General features: G+C 70.2%; 14 protein-coding genes and 1 riboswitch. Of the genes, 10 read left to right on the top strand and 4 right to left on the bottom strand.

Annotated features, from left to right (window positions below; all coding sequences use genetic code 11):
• Positions 1-34 precede the first annotated feature (34 nt).
• Positions 35-96: riboswitch (Fluoride riboswitch) on the top strand.
• A gap of 124 nt (positions 97-220) precedes the next feature.
• Positions 221-598: a fluoride efflux transporter CrcB gene (crcB, locus tag B7Z76_RS00690; RefSeq protein ID WP_291341680.1), complete on the top strand. Its 378-nt coding sequence runs from the start codon at positions 221-223 to the stop codon at positions 596-598.
• 1 nt (position 599) lies between these two features.
• Positions 600-923 carry a DUF190 domain-containing protein gene (locus tag B7Z76_RS00685; RefSeq protein ID WP_291341679.1) on the top strand — a complete coding sequence of 108 codons (324 nt, stop codon included), beginning with the start codon at positions 600-602 and terminating at the stop codon, positions 921-923.
• Between the two features lie 51 nt (positions 924-974).
• Here B7Z76_RS00685 and B7Z76_RS00680 read toward each other — a convergent pair whose 3' ends face one another.
• From B7Z76_RS00680 to B7Z76_RS00670, 3 genes are read right to left on the bottom strand one after another with little or no spacing between them, the layout of a single operon-like run.
• Positions 975-4,058, bottom strand: a complete 3,084-nt coding sequence (locus B7Z76_RS00680) for an efflux RND transporter permease subunit (RefSeq protein ID WP_291341678.1) — start codon at positions 4,056-4,058, stop codon at positions 975-977.
• Positions 4,058-5,104 carry an efflux RND transporter periplasmic adaptor subunit gene (locus B7Z76_RS00675; RefSeq protein ID WP_291341677.1) on the bottom strand — a complete coding sequence of 349 codons (1,047 nt, stop codon included), beginning with the start codon at positions 5,102-5,104 and terminating at the stop codon, positions 4,058-4,060. Before B7Z76_RS00675 ends, B7Z76_RS00680 begins: the two co-directional genes overlap by 1 nt.
• 4 nt (positions 5,105-5,108) lie before the next feature.
• Positions 5,109-6,470, bottom strand: a complete 1,362-nt coding sequence (locus B7Z76_RS00670) for a TolC family protein (RefSeq protein WP_291341676.1) — start codon at positions 6,468-6,470, stop codon at positions 5,109-5,111.
• Between the two features lie 97 nt (positions 6,471-6,567).
• On the opposite strand from B7Z76_RS00670, the gene B7Z76_RS00665 reads away from it, so the two are divergent.
• Both B7Z76_RS00665 and B7Z76_RS00660 read left to right on the top strand, forming a co-directional pair.
• Complete coding sequence (locus B7Z76_RS00665; protein WP_291341675.1) at positions 6,568-7,308, top strand: response regulator transcription factor; 741 nt, start codon at positions 6,568-6,570, stop codon at positions 7,306-7,308.
• Positions 7,305-8,720 (top strand): HAMP domain-containing sensor histidine kinase, encoded by a 1,416-nt coding sequence (locus tag B7Z76_RS00660; RefSeq protein WP_291341674.1) that lies wholly within the window; start codon positions 7,305-7,307, stop codon positions 8,718-8,720. Before B7Z76_RS00665 ends, B7Z76_RS00660 begins: the two co-directional genes overlap by 4 nt.
• Positions 8,721-8,742: 22 nt before the next feature.
• Here the strand turns inward: B7Z76_RS00660 and B7Z76_RS00655 are convergent, their stop codons facing one another.
• The gene (locus B7Z76_RS00655; RefSeq protein WP_291341673.1) at positions 8,743-9,216 is read right to left on the bottom strand and encodes a MarR family winged helix-turn-helix transcriptional regulator; all 474 of its coding nucleotides are present in this window, start codon (positions 9,214-9,216) and stop codon (positions 8,743-8,745) included.
• An 85-nt stretch (positions 9,217-9,301) separates the two neighbouring features.
• Here B7Z76_RS00655 and B7Z76_RS00650 point away from each other — a divergent pair, with 85 nt between their 5' ends.
• The 6 genes from B7Z76_RS00650 to pqqC all read left to right on the top strand — a co-directional run bounded on the left by B7Z76_RS00650 (position 9,302) and on the right by pqqC (position 16,149).
• A complete protein-coding gene (locus B7Z76_RS00650; protein ID WP_291341672.1) occupies positions 9,302-11,131 on the top strand; it encodes a chloride channel protein in 1,830 nt (609 codons plus the stop codon).
• 104 nt (positions 11,132-11,235) lie between these two features.
• Positions 11,236-12,441: a diaminopropionate ammonia-lyase gene (locus B7Z76_RS00645; protein ID WP_291341671.1), complete on the top strand. Its 1,206-nt coding sequence runs from the start codon at positions 11,236-11,238 to the stop codon at positions 12,439-12,441.
• Positions 12,442-12,771: 330 nt separating this feature from the next.
• The gene (locus B7Z76_RS00640) at positions 12,772-13,212 is read left to right on the top strand and encodes a cupin domain-containing protein (RefSeq protein ID WP_174503084.1); all 441 of its coding nucleotides are present in this window, start codon (positions 12,772-12,774) and stop codon (positions 13,210-13,212) included.
• Between the two features lie 7 nt (positions 13,213-13,219).
• Entirely contained in the window at positions 13,220-14,482 is a 1,263-nt protein-coding gene (locus B7Z76_RS00635; RefSeq protein WP_291341670.1) for a flavin-dependent oxidoreductase, read from the top strand.
• The gene (locus B7Z76_RS00630) at positions 14,479-15,294 is read left to right on the top strand and encodes an alpha/beta hydrolase (protein ID WP_291341669.1); all 816 of its coding nucleotides are present in this window, start codon (positions 14,479-14,481) and stop codon (positions 15,292-15,294) included. Before B7Z76_RS00635 ends, B7Z76_RS00630 begins: the two co-directional genes overlap by 4 nt.
• An 87-nt stretch (positions 15,295-15,381) precedes the next feature.
• Positions 15,382-16,149, top strand: coding sequence for a pyrroloquinoline-quinone synthase PqqC (gene pqqC, locus B7Z76_RS00625; RefSeq protein WP_291341668.1), 768 nt, complete (start codon positions 15,382-15,384; stop codon positions 16,147-16,149).
• Positions 16,150-16,305 lie beyond the last annotated feature (156 nt).

Raw genomic sequence — 16,305 nt, 5'->3', positions numbered from 1 at the left:
CGGCCTCGCATCGCAAACACGGCGCGCGCGGCCCACCCGCGCCGGTGATGGGGTTCGCCGCAAACCGCCCGCGGGGCTGATGACTCCTGTTTCGTTCCGTCAGTCGCGGAGAAGCAAGCGCGCCCATGACCCAACCTTGCCGAACGGATTTTGCGGCCCACGCCGCCGCCGTTCCCCCTCCCCGCAATTCAAGTGTTTCGCCACGACAGGAAGGCAGTTCATGATCAAGACGCTTGCGTCCATCGCCGTGTTCGGCTCGCTCGGCTGCTGGGCGCGCTACGGCCAGACGATCTTCATGCAGGGCCTGTTCGGCCGCGGCTTCCCCGTCGCCGTTCTCAGCATCAACGTGCTCGGTTCGTTTGCGATCGGGTTCCTTTTCGTGCTGACGGCCGAGCGCGTCGCCATCGATCCGGCGTTGCGCACCGGCATCCTCACCGGGTTTCTCGGCGGATACACCACCTTCTCGACCTTCGAGCTCGAATCCCTCATGCTGGTCGAGAGCGGCGAGATCGCGAAAGCGGGGCTCTATGTGCTGCTGTCGGTCGTGCTCGGGTTCATCGGCGCCTTTCTCGGCGTCTATCTGGCAAGGAATGTCTGAGATGGAAGAACAGGCCACACTGGTGCGCATCGCCCTCGACGAATCCGATCACGGACGGCGGCGCCATCTGATGCAGACGATCCTGGAGCGGCTGCGCGATGATTTTGCGCTCGACGGGGTTTCCGTGTTCCGCGGCATTGCCGGAATGAACGGGCAGCGGATCATCCATGCCGCCGACCTGATGCATTTTGATGTCGACCTGCCGCTGATGATCGAATTCTTCTGCCCGCCGGACGTTGCCCGCGCGGCCGCGGCGTCACTCACCGATCTGGTGCCGGACGGGCATGTGATTTCCTGGCCGGTTACCCGTCATCGGCCGGGGTAGAGCGCCTTCCGATCCTTCTCGATCGGATGTCGTGCTCTATCCTGTTGGTCATCAGAGCATCTTTATCCGATCAGATGAGTCCATCTGATCCGATGATGTTCTGACGAGGCACAGCAGCGCCGGCAGGGCGAACAGCACCAGCGGAAACGCAACCGCGAATCCCGAGATCACCGCGATGGCGAGCGGCTGCTGCATGCCGCTGCCCTCGCCGATGCCGAGTGCGAGCGGCAGCAGCGTCAGGATCGCGGCAAGCGTGGTCATCGCGATCGGGCGCAGCCGGTTCCGGCTTGCCGCAACCAGCGCCTCGCGGGGAGCCTGATGCGCGGCAAGGCTCTGGTATTCCGAGATGTAGAAAATCGCCATTTCGGTCGCGAGCCCGACGATCATCGTCATCCCCATCAGCGCGGTGATGTTGAGCGCCACACCCGAGAGATCGAGCCCGATGAACACCGCAAGGCTCGAGAGCAGCGCGGTGGCGACGATCGCCCCGGCGATGACGAAGCTGCGATAGAGGAACAGCAGCAGCACGAACTCGGCCAGCACGGCGGCGACGAACACGCGGGCAAGGCCGATGAATGCCTTCTGTTGCTGGCGGTAGAGCCCGCCAAGCCGGTAGCTCATGCCCGCCGGCAGCAGTCCAGGCTGCGCCAGCACGCGGCGCACCGAAGCAATCGCCGCGGAAATGCCGCCGCCGCTGATCCGCCCCGTTACCGCGACGATCTGACGCAGATTGTCGCGGGCGATCTCCGGCCGGCCCGACACCGTCTTCAGCGTCGCGATCGCCCCGAGCGGCACCAGCGCGCCGGAGGGTGCGGCGAGCGGCAGGCGCAGCAGATCGTCGGTCTGCGCGAAGGCATCGCGCGGCAGTTCCAGCCGCACGCCGGTAAACCGATCCTGGCCCGGCAGCGCGGTGACCACGCTGCCGCGCAGCGCCGTCGCCACCAGCCGCTCCACGGCGGCGGGATCGAAGCCAAACATCGCCGCCTTCGCAGGATCGACATGGATGTCGATCGAGTCCCCGGCGATCACCACGCCGTCCTGCACGCCCACCACGCCCGGAATCCGGCCGATCGCCGCTGCCACCCGCTTCGCCGTTTCATCCAGCCGCGCCGGGTCGCCATGCAGCTCGATCTCGATCGGCTCCGGCTGGCTGACAAGATCGCCAAGCAGGTCCGACATCAGCTGCGATTCGTCGAAATCGATGCCCGGCACACGGTCGGTGATCCGCTGGCGCAGCCGGTCCATCACCGTCCAGATCGGCGGTCGCTGCCCGAGCGGGCGAAGCTGGACGAAAATGTCGCCCTGATACGGCTCGTTGAGGTCGCCGCCGAGCCCGGCGCCGAGCCGGGTCGACCATGTCGCCACCGCCGGATCGGCGCGGAGAATATCCCCCACCTGGCGGATCTCGCGCGCCCCCTCGTCCAGCGAGGTGCCGGGACGCGCCTGGTAGTTGATCACGAACCCGCCCTCGTCCATCCGCGGCATGAAGCCGGTCGGCACCGCCGAATAGGCATAGGCGCCAGCCAGCACGAAGGGCACCAGCGCCACCAGCAGCCAGGCTGGCCGCCTCACCACAAGGTCGAGCACCCACCCATGCGTCCGCGCCAGCACCGACTCACGCGCGCCGCCGCCCGCGACCGGGTCGTGCCATTTGTCGAAATCGATCAGCCAGCGCGCCAGCACCGGCACCGCGAAGGCCGAGAACAGCCAGGAGGCGATCAGCGTGGAGGCCATGGTGATCGATAGCGCCTTGAAGAAGGCGCCGGTCACGCCGGAGAGGAAGGCAAGCGGGACGAACACGATCAGCGTCGCCAGCGACGAGCCGGCAAGCGGTGCCAGGAATTCCTGCGCCGCCGCCAGCACCGCGCCGCGCGCCGCGATCCCGCCCGCGCGCCCGGCCCGCCGCGCGACATGCTCGATCATCACGATCGCATCGTCGATCACCAGCCCCACCGCCGCGGCAAGGCCACCCAGCGTCATGATGTTGAAACTCATCCCCAACAGCGTGAGGATCAGCACCGCGGTCGCCATCGAGGCCGGCAGCACCAGCAGCGCGATCAGCGTGACACGCCAGCTCCGCAGGAAGCCGATCAGCACCAGCCCTGCCAGCACCACGCCGATCGCGATCGCATCGCGGACCGAGCCGGCGGCAGCGGTCACCAGCGTGCTCTGGTCGTACCATTTCACCAGCCGCACGCCCGCCGGCAGCCGGGTCTCATAGGCCGCGAGCGCGCGGCGCACCGCTGCATCCACCTGAACGGCGTTGCCGCTGGGCTGCTGGAAGACCTGCAACGTCACCGCGCGGTGATTGTTCTCGCTCACCCGGTAATAACGCGGCACCCGGCCCATCTCGACCCGTGCCACCTGCCCGAGCCGCACCACCCCGTCCGGCCCGCCGCCGACCACGATCCGCCGCACCTGCGCCATGGTTCGCAGCGTGTTCTGCTGCACCACCAGATAAAGACTGTCATGATCGGCGAGCCGGCCGACCGAGGCGAGCACGTTCGACCGCGATACCGCCTGCTCGACACTCGTCAGCGTCACATGCATCGCGGCGAGCTTCGCCGGATCGACGACGACATGCACCTCCGGCGTGTCGCCCCCCTGCACGCCGATCTTGGCCACACCGGGAATCCGCTCGAGTACCGGGACGATGTGATATTGCGCGATCGTCCTGAGATCCGCCTCCGAAATGCTGTGCGAGATCAGCGCATAGGCGATGATGGGAAACACGGTCGGGTCCATCCGCCGCACCACGTAGCGCGTGCCCTTGGGCAGGTCGGGCAATTGCTGCGCCAGCGCGGCGTCGACCTCGAGCGTTGCCGCCCGCATGTTGGTTCCCCAGTCGAAATCGATGAAAGCCTGCATCGATCCGCGCGAGGTGGTCGAGCGCACACCGCGCACGCCGGGCAGCGCCCGCAACGCCTGCTCGACCGGCTGGGTCACCTGCAGCATCATCTGATGCGCCGGCCGCGCCCCTGAATCGATGTTGATCCGCACCCGCGGGAACGAGGTGCGCGGGAACAGCCCCACTGGCAGGGATACCGCGCTGACCGCCCCGGCCAGCGCGAGGCACGCCATCAGGAACAGGACCGCCTTCTGCTGGCGGGCGAGGAACGCGGCGAAGTCCGGCATCAGTATCCCGGCTCCGCCTGCACGCGCACGGCAATTCCGGGTTGCAGCTGGGCATTCCCCGCGACCACGACCGGCAGAGACGGGTCGACCGGGCCGGCGACGATGCTCTCGCCATGCGCGCTCGCCAGCACGTGAACGATCACCCGCACCGCGTGACCGTCCCGTATCTGCCAGATCACCTCGCGCCCCTCCGCGGGCAGCGCCGCATCACGCGGCACGATCACGCCACGCACCGTGCCGGTGTCGATACGCGCGCGGACCATGCCGCCGATCAGCGCCTGCGCGGCGCCGAGCCCGACCGTCGCATCGACCAGCCCCGTCCGCGGATCGACCTCGCCTGACACCAGATCGATCCGCCCGCGCAATACAGCACCGCCAAACACACTCACCGATGCCGGCTGCCCCGCGGCGAGGCGCCGGGCCGCCGCCGGATCGACGCCGACGACCGCGACCAGCGCCGCCCGCCGCACCACCGTCGCGATCGCCGTCCCCGGCTGCAGCGCGGCGCCGGGTGCGGTTGAAATCGCGGTCACGATGCCGGCAAACGGCGCCTCGACCGCAGCCGTGGCCCGATCCGCACCCTCGCGCTTCAACGCATCGAGCGTCGCACGCGCCGCCTGCGCCGCCTGTTCCGCCTGCGCCAGCTGGATCCGGGTGGCGAGATGCTGCGCCAGCAGCGCCCGCGTGTGGGCGAGTATCCGCAGCGCCCCATCCCGCGCCGCGACGGCCTGTGCATAGGCGGCGCGCGTCGCCGCCGCGGCGGCGATCCGGGCGATCACCTGCCCCTTGCGGACAGCCATGCCCGGCCGCGCGTCGATCGCCGTCACAACCGCTTCGTAAAAGGTCGTGAGCGTCCGCGCCGCACCCGCCCCTGGCGCGATGTGGCCATAGGCTGTGATCGTGTGTTTCAGCGCGCCCCTTGTTACCGGAACGGTAGTGACCAGCACGCTCGGCTCGTCCGCCAGCGCGGCATTGCCCGCGAACCCGGCAACGGCCACCAGCACCAAGGTAAGACGCCGCACACCGGAGCAGAAAAATCGTGTCATGACATCAGTCCTTGGCGGGGCCAGAGAGGGGGCGAATCATCGGCAGGCCGGCGCCGAGCAGCGTGCGCAGCGATACGCGCCCGGCCGCGATCCGGCCCTGGAGGTCGATCGCCTCGGCCTGCCGGTTCGCCGCAGCGTCGATCAGGTCGGCCTCGGCGCGGGCATCGACCAGCCCCGCCGCATAGGCGAGCCGCGCCGCAGCCGCATCGCGCCGGGCGATTGCCGCGCGCCGCGCCGCCTGGCGGTATTCCGTGCCAAGCAACGTCAGCGCCTGTTGCGCCGCTTCCGCCTGTCCTGCCGCCTGGTCGAGTGCGGCGCGGAAGGCGGCTTTGAGTTGCCGGCGCAAGGCCCGCGCAACCGCGATCGCGCCATGCTGGCCATCGAACAGCGGCAGGTCGAGCGTGATCGTCGGCCCCAGACTGGCCACCCGCGTCGTGTCGGTCCCGCCATTCACCGCGAGCGAGAGCAGCGGAAACTGCGCGCGGATCGCAGCGCGCAGATCGGCATTCGTCGCTCGATAGCCATAGCGCAGGGCGATCAGGTCGGGCCGCCGCCGGGCGAGATTGCCGACCAGCGCCGCCACACGCCGGGCCGGCAGCGGGGCGATGTCCGGTGCCGCGACCGGCAGGTCGGCGCCGGGTGCGAGGCCGAGCAGCGCGGCAAGGGCCGCGTGATCGGCCTGCTCCTGCTGCGCGATCGCATCCCGCGCTGTGTCGATCCCGGCGAGACTCGCCGCCGCCGTCGCCCCCGCGCCAATCGCAAGATTTCCCTGCCGGATCACGGCGCGCGATGCGCGGTCGAGCCCGACCAGCGCGCTGCGCGCCCGGTCCAGCGCGGCCAGCCGTCGCCGCTCGTCCCAGAGGCCGATCGCCAGAATCTCCACCTTCGCCGCTACTTGCCATTCCTGCCATTCGAACCGCGCCGCCGCCGCGGCGGTCCGCGCCCGGGCGGCGGAAAGGCGCGGGCCGCGTGTCACCAGCGCCGCGATGTCCTGGGTGATGCCGCCGGAGATCGACGGCGCGACCGCCGGCCCGCCGAGCAGGGCGGCGAACCCGCCGCTCACCTGCGGATCGGGCAGCAGCCCGGCGGCAAATTGCCGGGCGGCAGCGAGCCGCACCCCCGCCCGCCCGGCGGCCAGCGCCGGATCGTTCAGCACGGCGAGTGCGGCATAGTCCTCGGGCGTCAGGGCACCGCGCGCCGCAATCGTCCCGCCGCCCGGCAGCGCGCGGTCGAGTGCCGCAAGCGACCCGGCGGGGGATGGGTGCAGCGCGAGCGGCTCAGGGTGAAAACTGGCGCAGGCGGACAGGCCGAGCAGCGCGGCAAGGCCGGCGAAGCGGCGGAGAGAAGCGAGGGGAGAACCGATCACGCGTGGTTGGATGCCGGAGCGCAGCTGCCCCGCAGCTTACATGCAGTTTGTGATTCGGTAATGTTTCCCGTCGCGGCTTGACCGGCGCGCCGGTACCATGATCCTCCGCTCCGTGCATGACCGGACCGATGCGATGACGCAACCCAGCCTGGCCATTCTGCTGGTCGAGGACGACGACCTGACAGCGAATCTCGTGCGCGCCGCGCTTGGCGCCGAGGGGCATCTCGTCGCTGTTGCCGGCGATGGCAGGGAAGGCCTGCTGCGCGCCGCCGCCGGCCACGAGGGCAGGGCCTGGGATCTGCTGATCGTCGATCGCATGTTGCCGGGCCTCGATGGTCTGGCTCTGGTCCGTACCCTGCGTGGTGCTGGCCTGAGCATGCCGGCGCTGTTCCTCACCGCCCTCGGCGGCATCGACGACCGGGTGGAGGGCCTGCGCGCCGGCGGCGACGACTATCTCGTCAAGCCCTTCGCCGCCGCCGAACTCGCCGCCCGCGTCGCCGCCCTGGCCCGGCGCGGCGAGATGCGCCCCTCCGGGCCGGTGCTCCGGGTCGAGGATCTCGAACTCGACCGACTCACCCGCGCCGTCAGCCGCGCCGGCCGGCGCATCGACCTGAAGCCCCGCGAATACGAGGTGCTGGAATACATGATGCGCCATGCCGGCCGCGTGGTGACGCGGACGATGCTGCTCGAGGATGTCTGGAACTTCCATTTCGACCCGCGCACCAGCGTGGTGGAGTCGCATGTCTCCCGGCTGCGCGCCAAGCTCGGGGCGGGCGCCGGGCGCGAGCTGCTGCACACCGTGCGCGGCGCCGGATACCGCATCGGCGATCCCGCATGACCCGGCTCTGGCCGGCACCCGGTCACCCCGCGATCCTGCGCACCTCCGGCGTGCGTCTCGCCGCGCTCGGCGCCGCCGTGGCGGCGATGGGCGCCGTCATCGTCTTCGTCGTCATCTATTATGGAACCCTTGGCTCCCTGCGACAGACGCTCGATGCTTCGATCACCAACGAGATCGGCGAGATCCTGCCGCAGGGGACGGCAACGCCTGCCGCGGAGGCCGCCGGCGCCATCAACGCGGCCCTCGCGGAGAAGCCGTTCCGCATCTTCTACGCGCTTTCCGGGCCGAACGGCGCCGCCCTCGCGGGCAATCTGCGCCTCCCGCTGCCCGCGCCCGGCTGGCACACGCTGGACACGCCGGCCGGCGGCGCCTTCGCCCAAGGGGTGATGGAACTGCGCGTCCTCGTGGTCCGCCTGCGCGACGGCGCGTCGCTGCTCGTCGGCGTCGACGGCACGATGATCCGCCGGCTGAACGACCTGATCCGCCGCAGCTTCCTGATCGGCTTCGGCCTCACCCTCAGCCTTGGCCTCGCCGCCGGAATCGGTTTCGGCCGCAAGGCCCTCGCGCGGGTGAACGCGGTCAGCCTCGCCAGCCGCGAGATCATGGCCGGCGACCTCTCCCGCCGCATCCCGCTCGCCGGCAGCGGCGACGAGTTCGACCGCCTGGCCGAAACCGTGAACGCGATGCTCGACCGCATGCAGCATCTGATGGAAAATCTCGCAGCCGTCGGCAACGAGATCGCCCATGATCTCCGCTCGCCACTCGCCCGGTTGCGCGAAACCCTCGAACTCGCGCTGCGCGACCCCGAGCCGGCGGCGACCGGGACAGCCATCGCCGAGGCGATCGCGCAGGTCGACGGCGCGCTGGCGCTCTGCGGCGCCGTCCTCCGCCTCGCCCAGATCGAAACCGGTGCCCGCCGTGCCTCCTTTTCCAACATCGACCTGACCGACCTGCTGGACCGCCTGGTCGAGACCTACGAGACCGTGGCGGAGGAGGCGGGCCACCGTCTCATCGCGCAGGTCACGCCTCGCCTCGCCATCCGCGGCGATGCCCAGCTGCTCAACCAGATGTTCGCCAACCTGATCGAGAACGCGATGACCCATGCGGGCGGCCCGGCGCGCATCGGCCTCGTCGCCCGCGCTGAAGCGACGCGCGTGACGGTTCGCCTGACCGATGACGGCCCTGGCATTGCGCCGGACCACCGTGGTGCCGCGCTGCGCCGCTTCGGCCGGCTCGACCCGGCGCGCCATCGGCCCGGTTACGGCCTCGGCCTGCCGCTCTCCGCCGCCATCGCCGAACTGCACGATGCCGTCTTCACGCTTGACGATGCCACCCAGGGCGCGAACCGCCCAGGCCTCGCCGTCACCCTCGTCTTTCCGGCGAGCAACGCCCCCAGACCGGGGCAAGGGTAGCGCCGACGAGCAGGAGACGATTTCAGGTCAGGGGTTTTCCCTCCACCATGCCGTTGCGCACGGAACCGCGGATCAGGCGCCGATACCGCTGGATGCGCGTCAGCAGGTGCCGTAACTCGGGACCGATCTGCTCCAGCTCGTCCAGATGCGTCTGCGACAGCGCGGCGAGCCTCGCCTCCCCGCTTTCGGTCAGCGCCAGCCGCACCCGCCTCCCATCCTCCGGATCGGTCGTCCGCGCCACGAAGCCGGCGGCCACCAGCCGGTCGACCAGTTCCACCGTGCTGTTGTGCTGCAGGATCAGGAACGCCGCGAGGTCGGACACGCTGGCGCTCCCCCGGCCCTGCATGGCGCGGATGCCGAGCAGCGCCTGGTGCTGGCGCGGCGTCAGCCCGTCGCGCCGGGCGGCGGCCTCGCTGAAGGCGAGGAACTTCCGCAGGGCGAAGCGGAACGATGCCAGCATCTCGTAGTCCTCGTCGGTCAAACACGCATCAGCCATGCTGTCTCCTCTTCCCGGCGGGTTGTCGTTGTATATCGTGTTACGATATATGGCCAGCTCTTCCCTGCCCCGGAGTCCGCGATCAATGTCGTCATCGCCCCACCTTCCGTCTCCCGCCCGCCTTGGCGACTACACGACCGATCGCGGGATCTTCCGGCTGATCGGGTTCGGTGCCTGTGCCGGCCTGTTCGGCGTCATCGCCGGCTGGATCCTGCTGCGCATGATCGGGCTGATCAATAATCTCGTTTACTACGGGGTATGGTCGACCCGGATGCTCGCGGCAGGCGGCGCTGCGCCGGGCGGACATCCCGCGCTCTGGACGATCCTTGTTCCTGCCGGCGGTGCTGTGCTGATCGGCCTGATGGCCCGCTACGGATCGGAGAAAATCCGCGGTCATGGCATCCCCGAGGCGATCGAGGCGATCCTGCTCGGCGGCGCCCGGCTCGACCTGCGGGTAGCGATCCTCAAGCCGATCTCGTCAGCGATCTCGATCGGCACCGGCGGCCCATTTGGCGCCGAGGGGCCGATCATCATGACCGGCGGCGCCGCCGCCTCGCTGATGGCGCAGTGCTTCACCCTCACGGATGCCGAACGCAAGACCCTGCTCGTCGCCGGCGCCTGCGCGGGCATGACGGCGGTGTTCGGCACCCCGGTCGCCGCCCTTCTGCTCGCGGTCGAACTTCTGCTGTTCGAGCTGAAGCCTCGCAGCATCATTCCCGTCGGCGCCGCCTGCATCACCGCCGCGATCCTCCGCCGCTTCTGCATGGCTCCGGCACCGCTGTTTCCCTATGCCGGCGGCGTGATCGTCGATCCGCTGCACGCCCTGGGCTGGCTCGGCGTCGGGCTTGCCGCCGGGTTCGGCTCCGCCCTGCTCACCGTGCTCGTCTATGCTGCCGAGGACGGGTTCGAGACACTCCCGATCCACTGGATGTGGTGGCCGGTGCTCGGCGGCCTCGTCGTCGGCATCGGCGGCGTGGTCGACCCCGCTTCCCTCGGCGTCGGCTATCCCGACATCGCGCGCCTGCTCGCCGGCACGCTGGCCGGGGGTGCCGCGATCCGCCTCGTCCTGGTCAAGGGCGTGATCTGGTCGGTGGCGCTGGGCTCGGGCACGTCGGGCGGCGTGCTGGCCCCGCTGCTGATCATCGGCGGCGCGCTCGGCGCGGTTATGGCCCCCGTGATGCCGCACGCCGCCCCCGGCTTCTGGGCGGTGCTCGGCATGGCGGCGATGATGGGCGGCACCATGCGCGCCCCGATGACCTCGACGCTGTTCGCCGTCGAACTCACCGGCAATCACCTCATCCTCCTGCCGGTGCTCGCCGCCAGCATGGCCAGCATGGCGGTGACCGTCCTGCTGATGAAACGCTCGATCCTGACCGAGAAGATCGCCCGAAGGGGCCATCACCTCACCCGCGAATACAGCATCGATCCGCTCGCCGTGACCCGCATCCGCGACATCATGGCGACCAAGGTGGACACGCTGGCCGCGGATCTGCCGGTGGGGGCGGCGATCGAGCGGTTCCTCTCGCACGCGGCAGCACACCGCGCCTTTCCGGTGACCGGGCCGGACGGCCTGGTGCTCGGCCTCGTCTCCCGCGCCGACATCCTCGACTGGATCGGCGACGAGGTGCGGCGCGACCTGCCGTTGCGCGCGATGATCGCCGGACGCGAGCTGGCCACCGCCGCGCCCGACGAGATGGCCGACACCATCGCGGTGCGCATGCTCACCCGGAACGCCCCGCGCATTCCCGTGGTCGACACGGATGGACGCCTCCTCGGCATCGTCTCCCGCGCCGACCTGCTGCGCGTCCACCAGCGCGTCATGCTCGCCGAAACCCGCCGCGAGCGGTTCTTCCCCTTCCGCCGCCGCGCCGCCGCACAGGAAGCGCAAAAGCCCGAGCCGCTCGCCGTGCCGTAAGGCGCCCCGCCGTCCGGAGCGCGGCGGATTGGCGCGCCGCCCCGTCCCCGGCATAACGGGGGCGACCACTTGGCCGACCCCTTGATTCCGGCGGGAGCACAAACATGCTGATCCTGAATCCCGATCCCGCCCATCGCGCGCCGCTCGACGCCGCCGATGCGGCGCTGCTCGGCGCGGATGCGGCCGACGAACTCGCCCGCTACCTCGCCCACCGCCCCGATCACCGCCCGACGCCGCTCATCGCCCTGCCTTGCCTCGCAGCCCGGCTCGGCGTCGCTGCCCTCCACCTCAAGGACGAATCGCCCCGCTTCGGCCTTGGCAGTTTCAAGGCGCTCGGCGGCGCCTATGCCGTGGTCCGCCTGGTGCTGGAGGAAGCCGCGCGCCGCCTCGGCCGCCCCGTCGGCTACGCCGACATGACCACGCCGGAGGTCCGCCGCATCGCCGCCACCATGACCTTCGCCTGCGCGACCGACGGCAATCACGGCCGCTCGGTGGCGCAGGGCGCGGCGATGCTGGGCAGCCGCTGCGCGATCCTCGTGCATGCAGGCGTCAGCCCGGCGCGGGTGGCGGCGATCGCGGACCTCGGCGCCGAGATCATCCATGTCGATGGCACCTATGATGATTCGGTGGCGGAGGCCGCCCGCCTGTCCGCCGCCCGTGGCTGGACCCTCGTCTCCGACACGTCGTGGCCGGGCTACGAACGGATTCCGGGCCTCGTCATGCAGGGCTATGTCGCGATGGTGGACGAGGCGCTCGCCGCCATGCCGGCGCCGCCCACCCATGTCTTCATCCAGGCCGGCGTCGGCGGCCTCGCCGCCGCGGTCGCCGGCCATCTCGCCGAACGCTTCGGCGCGCTTCGGCCGACCCTCATCGTCGTCGAGCCCGACCGCGCAGCCTGCGTGCTGGCGGCGGCGCGCGCCGGCAGAACCATCCGCATCGAGGCCGGCGCGCCGACGGTGATGGCCATGCTCGAATGCTACGAAACCTCGCTCGTCGCCTGGCGAATCCTCGCCCGCGCCGCCGACGCCTTCATGACGGTGAGCGAGGACGATGCCGTTGCAGCGATGAACCGCCTCGCCCGGCCCGACTCCGGCGATGTGGCGGTGGTGGCCGGCGAAAGCGGCGGCGCTGGCCTCGCCGGACTGCTCCGCGTCACCGGCGATGCCGGGGCACGGCAGGCGCTCGGCTGCGGCGCGGAAGCGCGGATCCTGGTCTTCAACACCGAGGGCGCGACCGATCCGGCGCGCTACCGCGACCTCGTCGGCCTCGACCCGGCGCTGGTGGCCGGCGCGGGATTATGCTCGATATAGATCGCCGCGCGCCCTGAGCGCTTGATCGAGCGGACGAAGTCCAGCCTTTCCTGCACCTCGCTGATGGCGGGTGCCGTGGCCGGCTCGCCGAGCGACTTTCCCTCGTACACCGCCTCGAATTTCAGCGAATGCGCTCGGCGGCCCAAGAAATTGCAGAGGTCCACTGGCGCGTCGCGAATACAGAGCATTACATATCGCGCCACCGGGATCGGAAAATGCTCTGGCGCCGCCCCGAACTCGGCTGGACGCCCCGGTCAGCACCTTGATCAGCGCCGTCTTGCCCACACCGCCGCCGCCTGATTTAACCATGCGAAACAGGGGAGACCGACCATGAACGACATGCCGCCCGGAATCACCAGGACCGACGAGGGGATCGACGGCGTTGTCTGGAACGTCCTCGGCCAGACCTACACGCTGAAGCAGGAGTCGGACCATTCGATGGCCTGGCACGCGGTCTTCCCGCCCGGCACCTTCGTCCCCCCGCATGTCCACCCGACGCAGGACGAATTCATCTACATGCTGGAGGGAAAATTCGATCTCTGGCTCGACGGGCAGGATCTCTCGGCCGGTCCCGGCGACCTGGTCCGCATGCCGATGGGCAAGCCGCACGGCATCTTCAACCACTCGGATGCCGACGTGAAATGCCTGTTCTGGGTCGCCCCCAGTCGCTCGCTGCGCGCCCTGTTCGAGCGTATCCACAACCTCGCCGACCCTGCGGAGGTCGTCCGCATCGCGGCCGAGCACGAGGTCCATTTCCTGCCGCCGGGCTGAACCCGCCATGCGCGTGCTCATCGCCGGCGGCGGCATCGGCGGACTCACCCTCGCCCTCATGCTGCACCGAAGCGGCATAGAGTGCCTCGTGCTGGAGGCCGCACCGGAAATCCGTCCGCTCGGCGTCGGCATCAACATCCTGCCGCACGCCGTCCGCGAACTCGCCTCCCTCGGCCTGCTGCCCGCGCTCGACGAAATCGGCCTGCGCACCCGCGCGCTCTCCTACCTCAACCATCGCGGCCAGGTGATCTGGACCGAGACGCGTGGCCTGCATGCCGGCCACGACGTGCCGCAATTCTCCATCCATCGCGGCCGGTTGCAGGACATGCTCTGGCGCACCGCGCGCGAGCGGCTGGGGGCGCGGGCGCTGCGCCCGGACGCACGCGTCGCCGCCGCCACCGAGGCGGACGGTGCCGTGCGGGTCACGCTCACCAACGCCGCCGGTAATCGCGAGACGATCGCAGGCGATGTGCTGATCGGCGCTGACGGCATCCATTCCACCCTGCGCCCGCTGCTGCTCGACGCCGACCCGCCGATGCGCTGGAACGGCATCCAGATGTGGCGCGGCGCGCTCGACTGGCCGGCCTTCGGCAGCGGCGATGAAATGATCATCGCCGGCAACGCCACTGCCAAGCTCGTCTTCTACCCGATCGGCCAGCCCGCCGCCGGCGCCGCCGGCACGCGGCTGACCAACTGGGTCGTCTATGCCCGCACCGGCGCCGAGGGCACCTCGCCGCCCGCGCGCGAGAGCTGGTCGCGCCGCGGCGCCTGGGAGGAGTTCGCCCCGCTGGTCGCCGGCTTCGCGCTGCCCTTCGTCGATATCGAGCGCCTCGCCCGCACAACGCGCGAAATCTTCCTCTACCCGATGTGCGACCGCGATCCGCTGGACCGCTGGACGCGCGGGCGCATCACGCTGCTCGGCGACGCGGCGCATGCGATGTATCCGGTCGGCTCGAACGGTGCCTCGCAGGCGATCCTCGACGCCCGCTGCCTTGCCGACCGTCTGGCCGCAAGCGCCGACACCCCCGCCGCACTCGCCGCCGCACTCGCCGCCTACGAGGCCGAGCGCCGCCCGGCGACCGCCGCCGTGGTGCGGTCCAACCGCGTCGGCGGCCCCGAGCGCGTCATCGACCTCGTCGCCGCCCGCGCCCCCGACGGCTTCGTTCGCATCGACGACGTCGCCCGCCCGGACGAGCTGGAGGCCATCGTCCGCGGCTACGCCACCCTTGCCGGCTTCGCAGCACCGCAACCTGCGAGCGGCGCGCCATGACCGACCCGTCCGACCCCGTCTTCCAGTATCTCGCCGGGCAGATGCGCCCCGGCCATCCGGCGCTGATCGAGGCCTTCCTGCGCGAGGGCGACGCCGCCATCGCCGCCCGCGCGCCCCGGCTCGACATCCCCTACGGCCCGCATGAGCGCGAACGCTTCGACTTCTTCGCCGCCCCCGGTGCCGCGGCGACCCTGCTCTACCTGCACGCCGGCTACTGGCAGGGGCGCGACAAGGCGCAATTCCGCTTCCTCGCGCCGCCCTTCGTCGATGCTGGCTTCAACGTCGCGCTGGTGAACTACCCGCTCTGCCCCGATGCCAGCCTCGCCGCGCTGACCGGATCGGTGCGCCGCGCCGTCCCCGCCGTCCTGAACGCTGCCGGCACCGGCGGGCTCATCGCCATCGGCCATTCCGCCGGCGCCCATCTCTCCGCCGAGCTCGCGCTGACCGACTGGGACGGTCCGAGCCCGGTCACCGCCATCATCGGTCTCAGCGGCGTCTATGATCTCGACCCGCTGCGCGCGACACCGCTGAACGACCGCCTCGGGCTCGACGCCGCCGCCGCCCGCGCCACCTCGCCGGTGCATCGCGTGAAGCAGCTCATGCCGCCGGCGATCTTCGCCGTCGGCGGCGACGAAACCCCCGCCTTCCGGGCGCAGACCGGCGCGATGCACGCGGCCTGGCGCGCCGCCGGCAACATCGCCCACGAGATCATCGTCCCCGGCGCCGATCATTTTTCTCTCCTGCGCCACCTGGCCGATCCCGCGTCGCCGCTCTTCGCCGCCATCGCGCCGCTCGCCGCCCCGGGCCGCTGATCCGCCCCGCCGCGCAATGATCGAGATCAATGCGCCGCCGACCATCCCCTGTCGTCCTTCCGGCCTCATGCTTTAGGGGAATGTCCAATGATGAGAGCCGATCTCCTGGCCGAGGCGCCACCAGCCGATGACGGCCGCGCGCCCTGGTCGCACGCCGAATTCGAGGCGAAGCTGCGCGAGGCCGGCAGCGCCTACCACATCCACCATCCGTTCAACGTGATGCTCAACACCGGCAAGGCGACGCCGGAGCAGATCCGCATGTGGGTCGCCAACCGCTTCTATTACCAGATCGCGATCCCGGTGAAGGATGCGGCGATCCTCTCCAACTGCCCCGACCGTGAGATCCGCCGCGGCTGGATCCGCCGCATCCTCGACCATGACGGCTTCGACTACGAACTGCCCGACGGCACCCATCTGCGCGACGAGGGCGGCATCGAAGCCTGGCTCCGCCTCGGCATCGCCACCGGCCTTCCGCGCGAGGAGATGCTCGACCTGCGCCACCTCCTGCCCGGCGTGCGCTTCGCGGTCGACGCCTATGTCAATTTCGCCCGCCGCGCGCCCTGGCAGGAGGCCGTCTGCTCCTCGCTGACCGAGCTTTTCGCGCCGGACATCCACCGCCAGCGCCTCGCCACCTGGCCCGGACACTATCCCTGGATCGAGAGCGAGGGGCTGGACTATTTCCGCAACCGCACCAGCCAGGCCCCGCGCGACGTTGTCCACGGCCTGCAGATCACGCTTGCCCATTTCGCGACGAGGCCAATGCAGGAGCGCGCCCTGCAGATCCTCAAGTTCAAGCTCGATATCCTGTGGACGATGAACGACACGATGGGACGGCATTACGGCGTCACCGCCTGAGCCTGCCTGCAAGCCAGAGCACGGCCCGATCCCGATGGATCGGATATGGCGCCCTATCATACTGATAAAACAGAATCTTTATCCGATCAGACAACCCCGTCTGATCGGACGATGCTCTGGCGCCGGGGGCCATTGCCGCGAGGCCGGGCGCATCCT

Source organism: Acidiphilium sp. 20-67-58, from assembly GCF_002255515.1.
In the GTDB taxonomy this organism is placed as follows: domain Bacteria; phylum Pseudomonadota; class Alphaproteobacteria; order Acetobacterales; family Acetobacteraceae; genus Acidiphilium.
The sequence above is the reverse complement of the archived record's forward strand: the minus strand, read 5'-3'. Positions and strand labels throughout refer to the sequence as shown.

What these genes read in the sequence shown, in the direction of transcription:
- crcB (WP_291341680.1), top strand. Translation starts at nt 221, where the DNA reads ATGATCAAGACGCTTGCGTCCATCGCCGTGTTCGGCTCGCTCGGCTGC.
- B7Z76_RS00685 (WP_291341679.1), top strand. Translation starts at nt 600, where the DNA reads ATGGAAGAACAGGCCACACTGGTGCGCATCGCCCTCGACGAATCCGAT.
- B7Z76_RS00680 (WP_291341678.1), bottom strand. Translation starts at nt 4,058, where the DNA reads ATGCCGGACTTCGCCGCGTTCCTCGCCCGCCAGCAGAAGGCGGTCCTG.
- B7Z76_RS00675 (WP_291341677.1), bottom strand. Translation starts at nt 5,104, where the DNA reads ATGACACGATTTTTCTGCTCCGGTGTGCGGCGTCTTACCTTGGTGCTG.
- B7Z76_RS00665 (WP_291341675.1), top strand. Translation starts at nt 6,568, where the DNA reads ATGATCCTCCGCTCCGTGCATGACCGGACCGATGCGATGACGCAACCC.
- B7Z76_RS00660 (WP_291341674.1), top strand. Translation starts at nt 7,305, where the DNA reads ATGACCCGGCTCTGGCCGGCACCCGGTCACCCCGCGATCCTGCGCACC.
- B7Z76_RS00655 (WP_291341673.1), bottom strand. Translation starts at nt 9,216, where the DNA reads ATGGCTGATGCGTGTTTGACCGACGAGGACTACGAGATGCTGGCATCG.
- B7Z76_RS00650 (WP_291341672.1), top strand. Translation starts at nt 9,302, where the DNA reads ATGTCGTCATCGCCCCACCTTCCGTCTCCCGCCCGCCTTGGCGACTAC.
- B7Z76_RS00645 (WP_291341671.1), top strand. Translation starts at nt 11,236, where the DNA reads ATGCTGATCCTGAATCCCGATCCCGCCCATCGCGCGCCGCTCGACGCC.
- B7Z76_RS00640 (WP_174503084.1), top strand. Translation starts at nt 12,772, where the DNA reads ATGAACGACATGCCGCCCGGAATCACCAGGACCGACGAGGGGATCGAC.
- B7Z76_RS00635 (WP_291341670.1), top strand. Translation starts at nt 13,220, where the DNA reads ATGCGCGTGCTCATCGCCGGCGGCGGCATCGGCGGACTCACCCTCGCC.
- B7Z76_RS00630 (WP_291341669.1), top strand. Translation starts at nt 14,479, where the DNA reads ATGACCGACCCGTCCGACCCCGTCTTCCAGTATCTCGCCGGGCAGATG.
- pqqC (WP_291341668.1), top strand. Translation starts at nt 15,382, where the DNA reads ATGATGAGAGCCGATCTCCTGGCCGAGGCGCCACCAGCCGATGACGGC.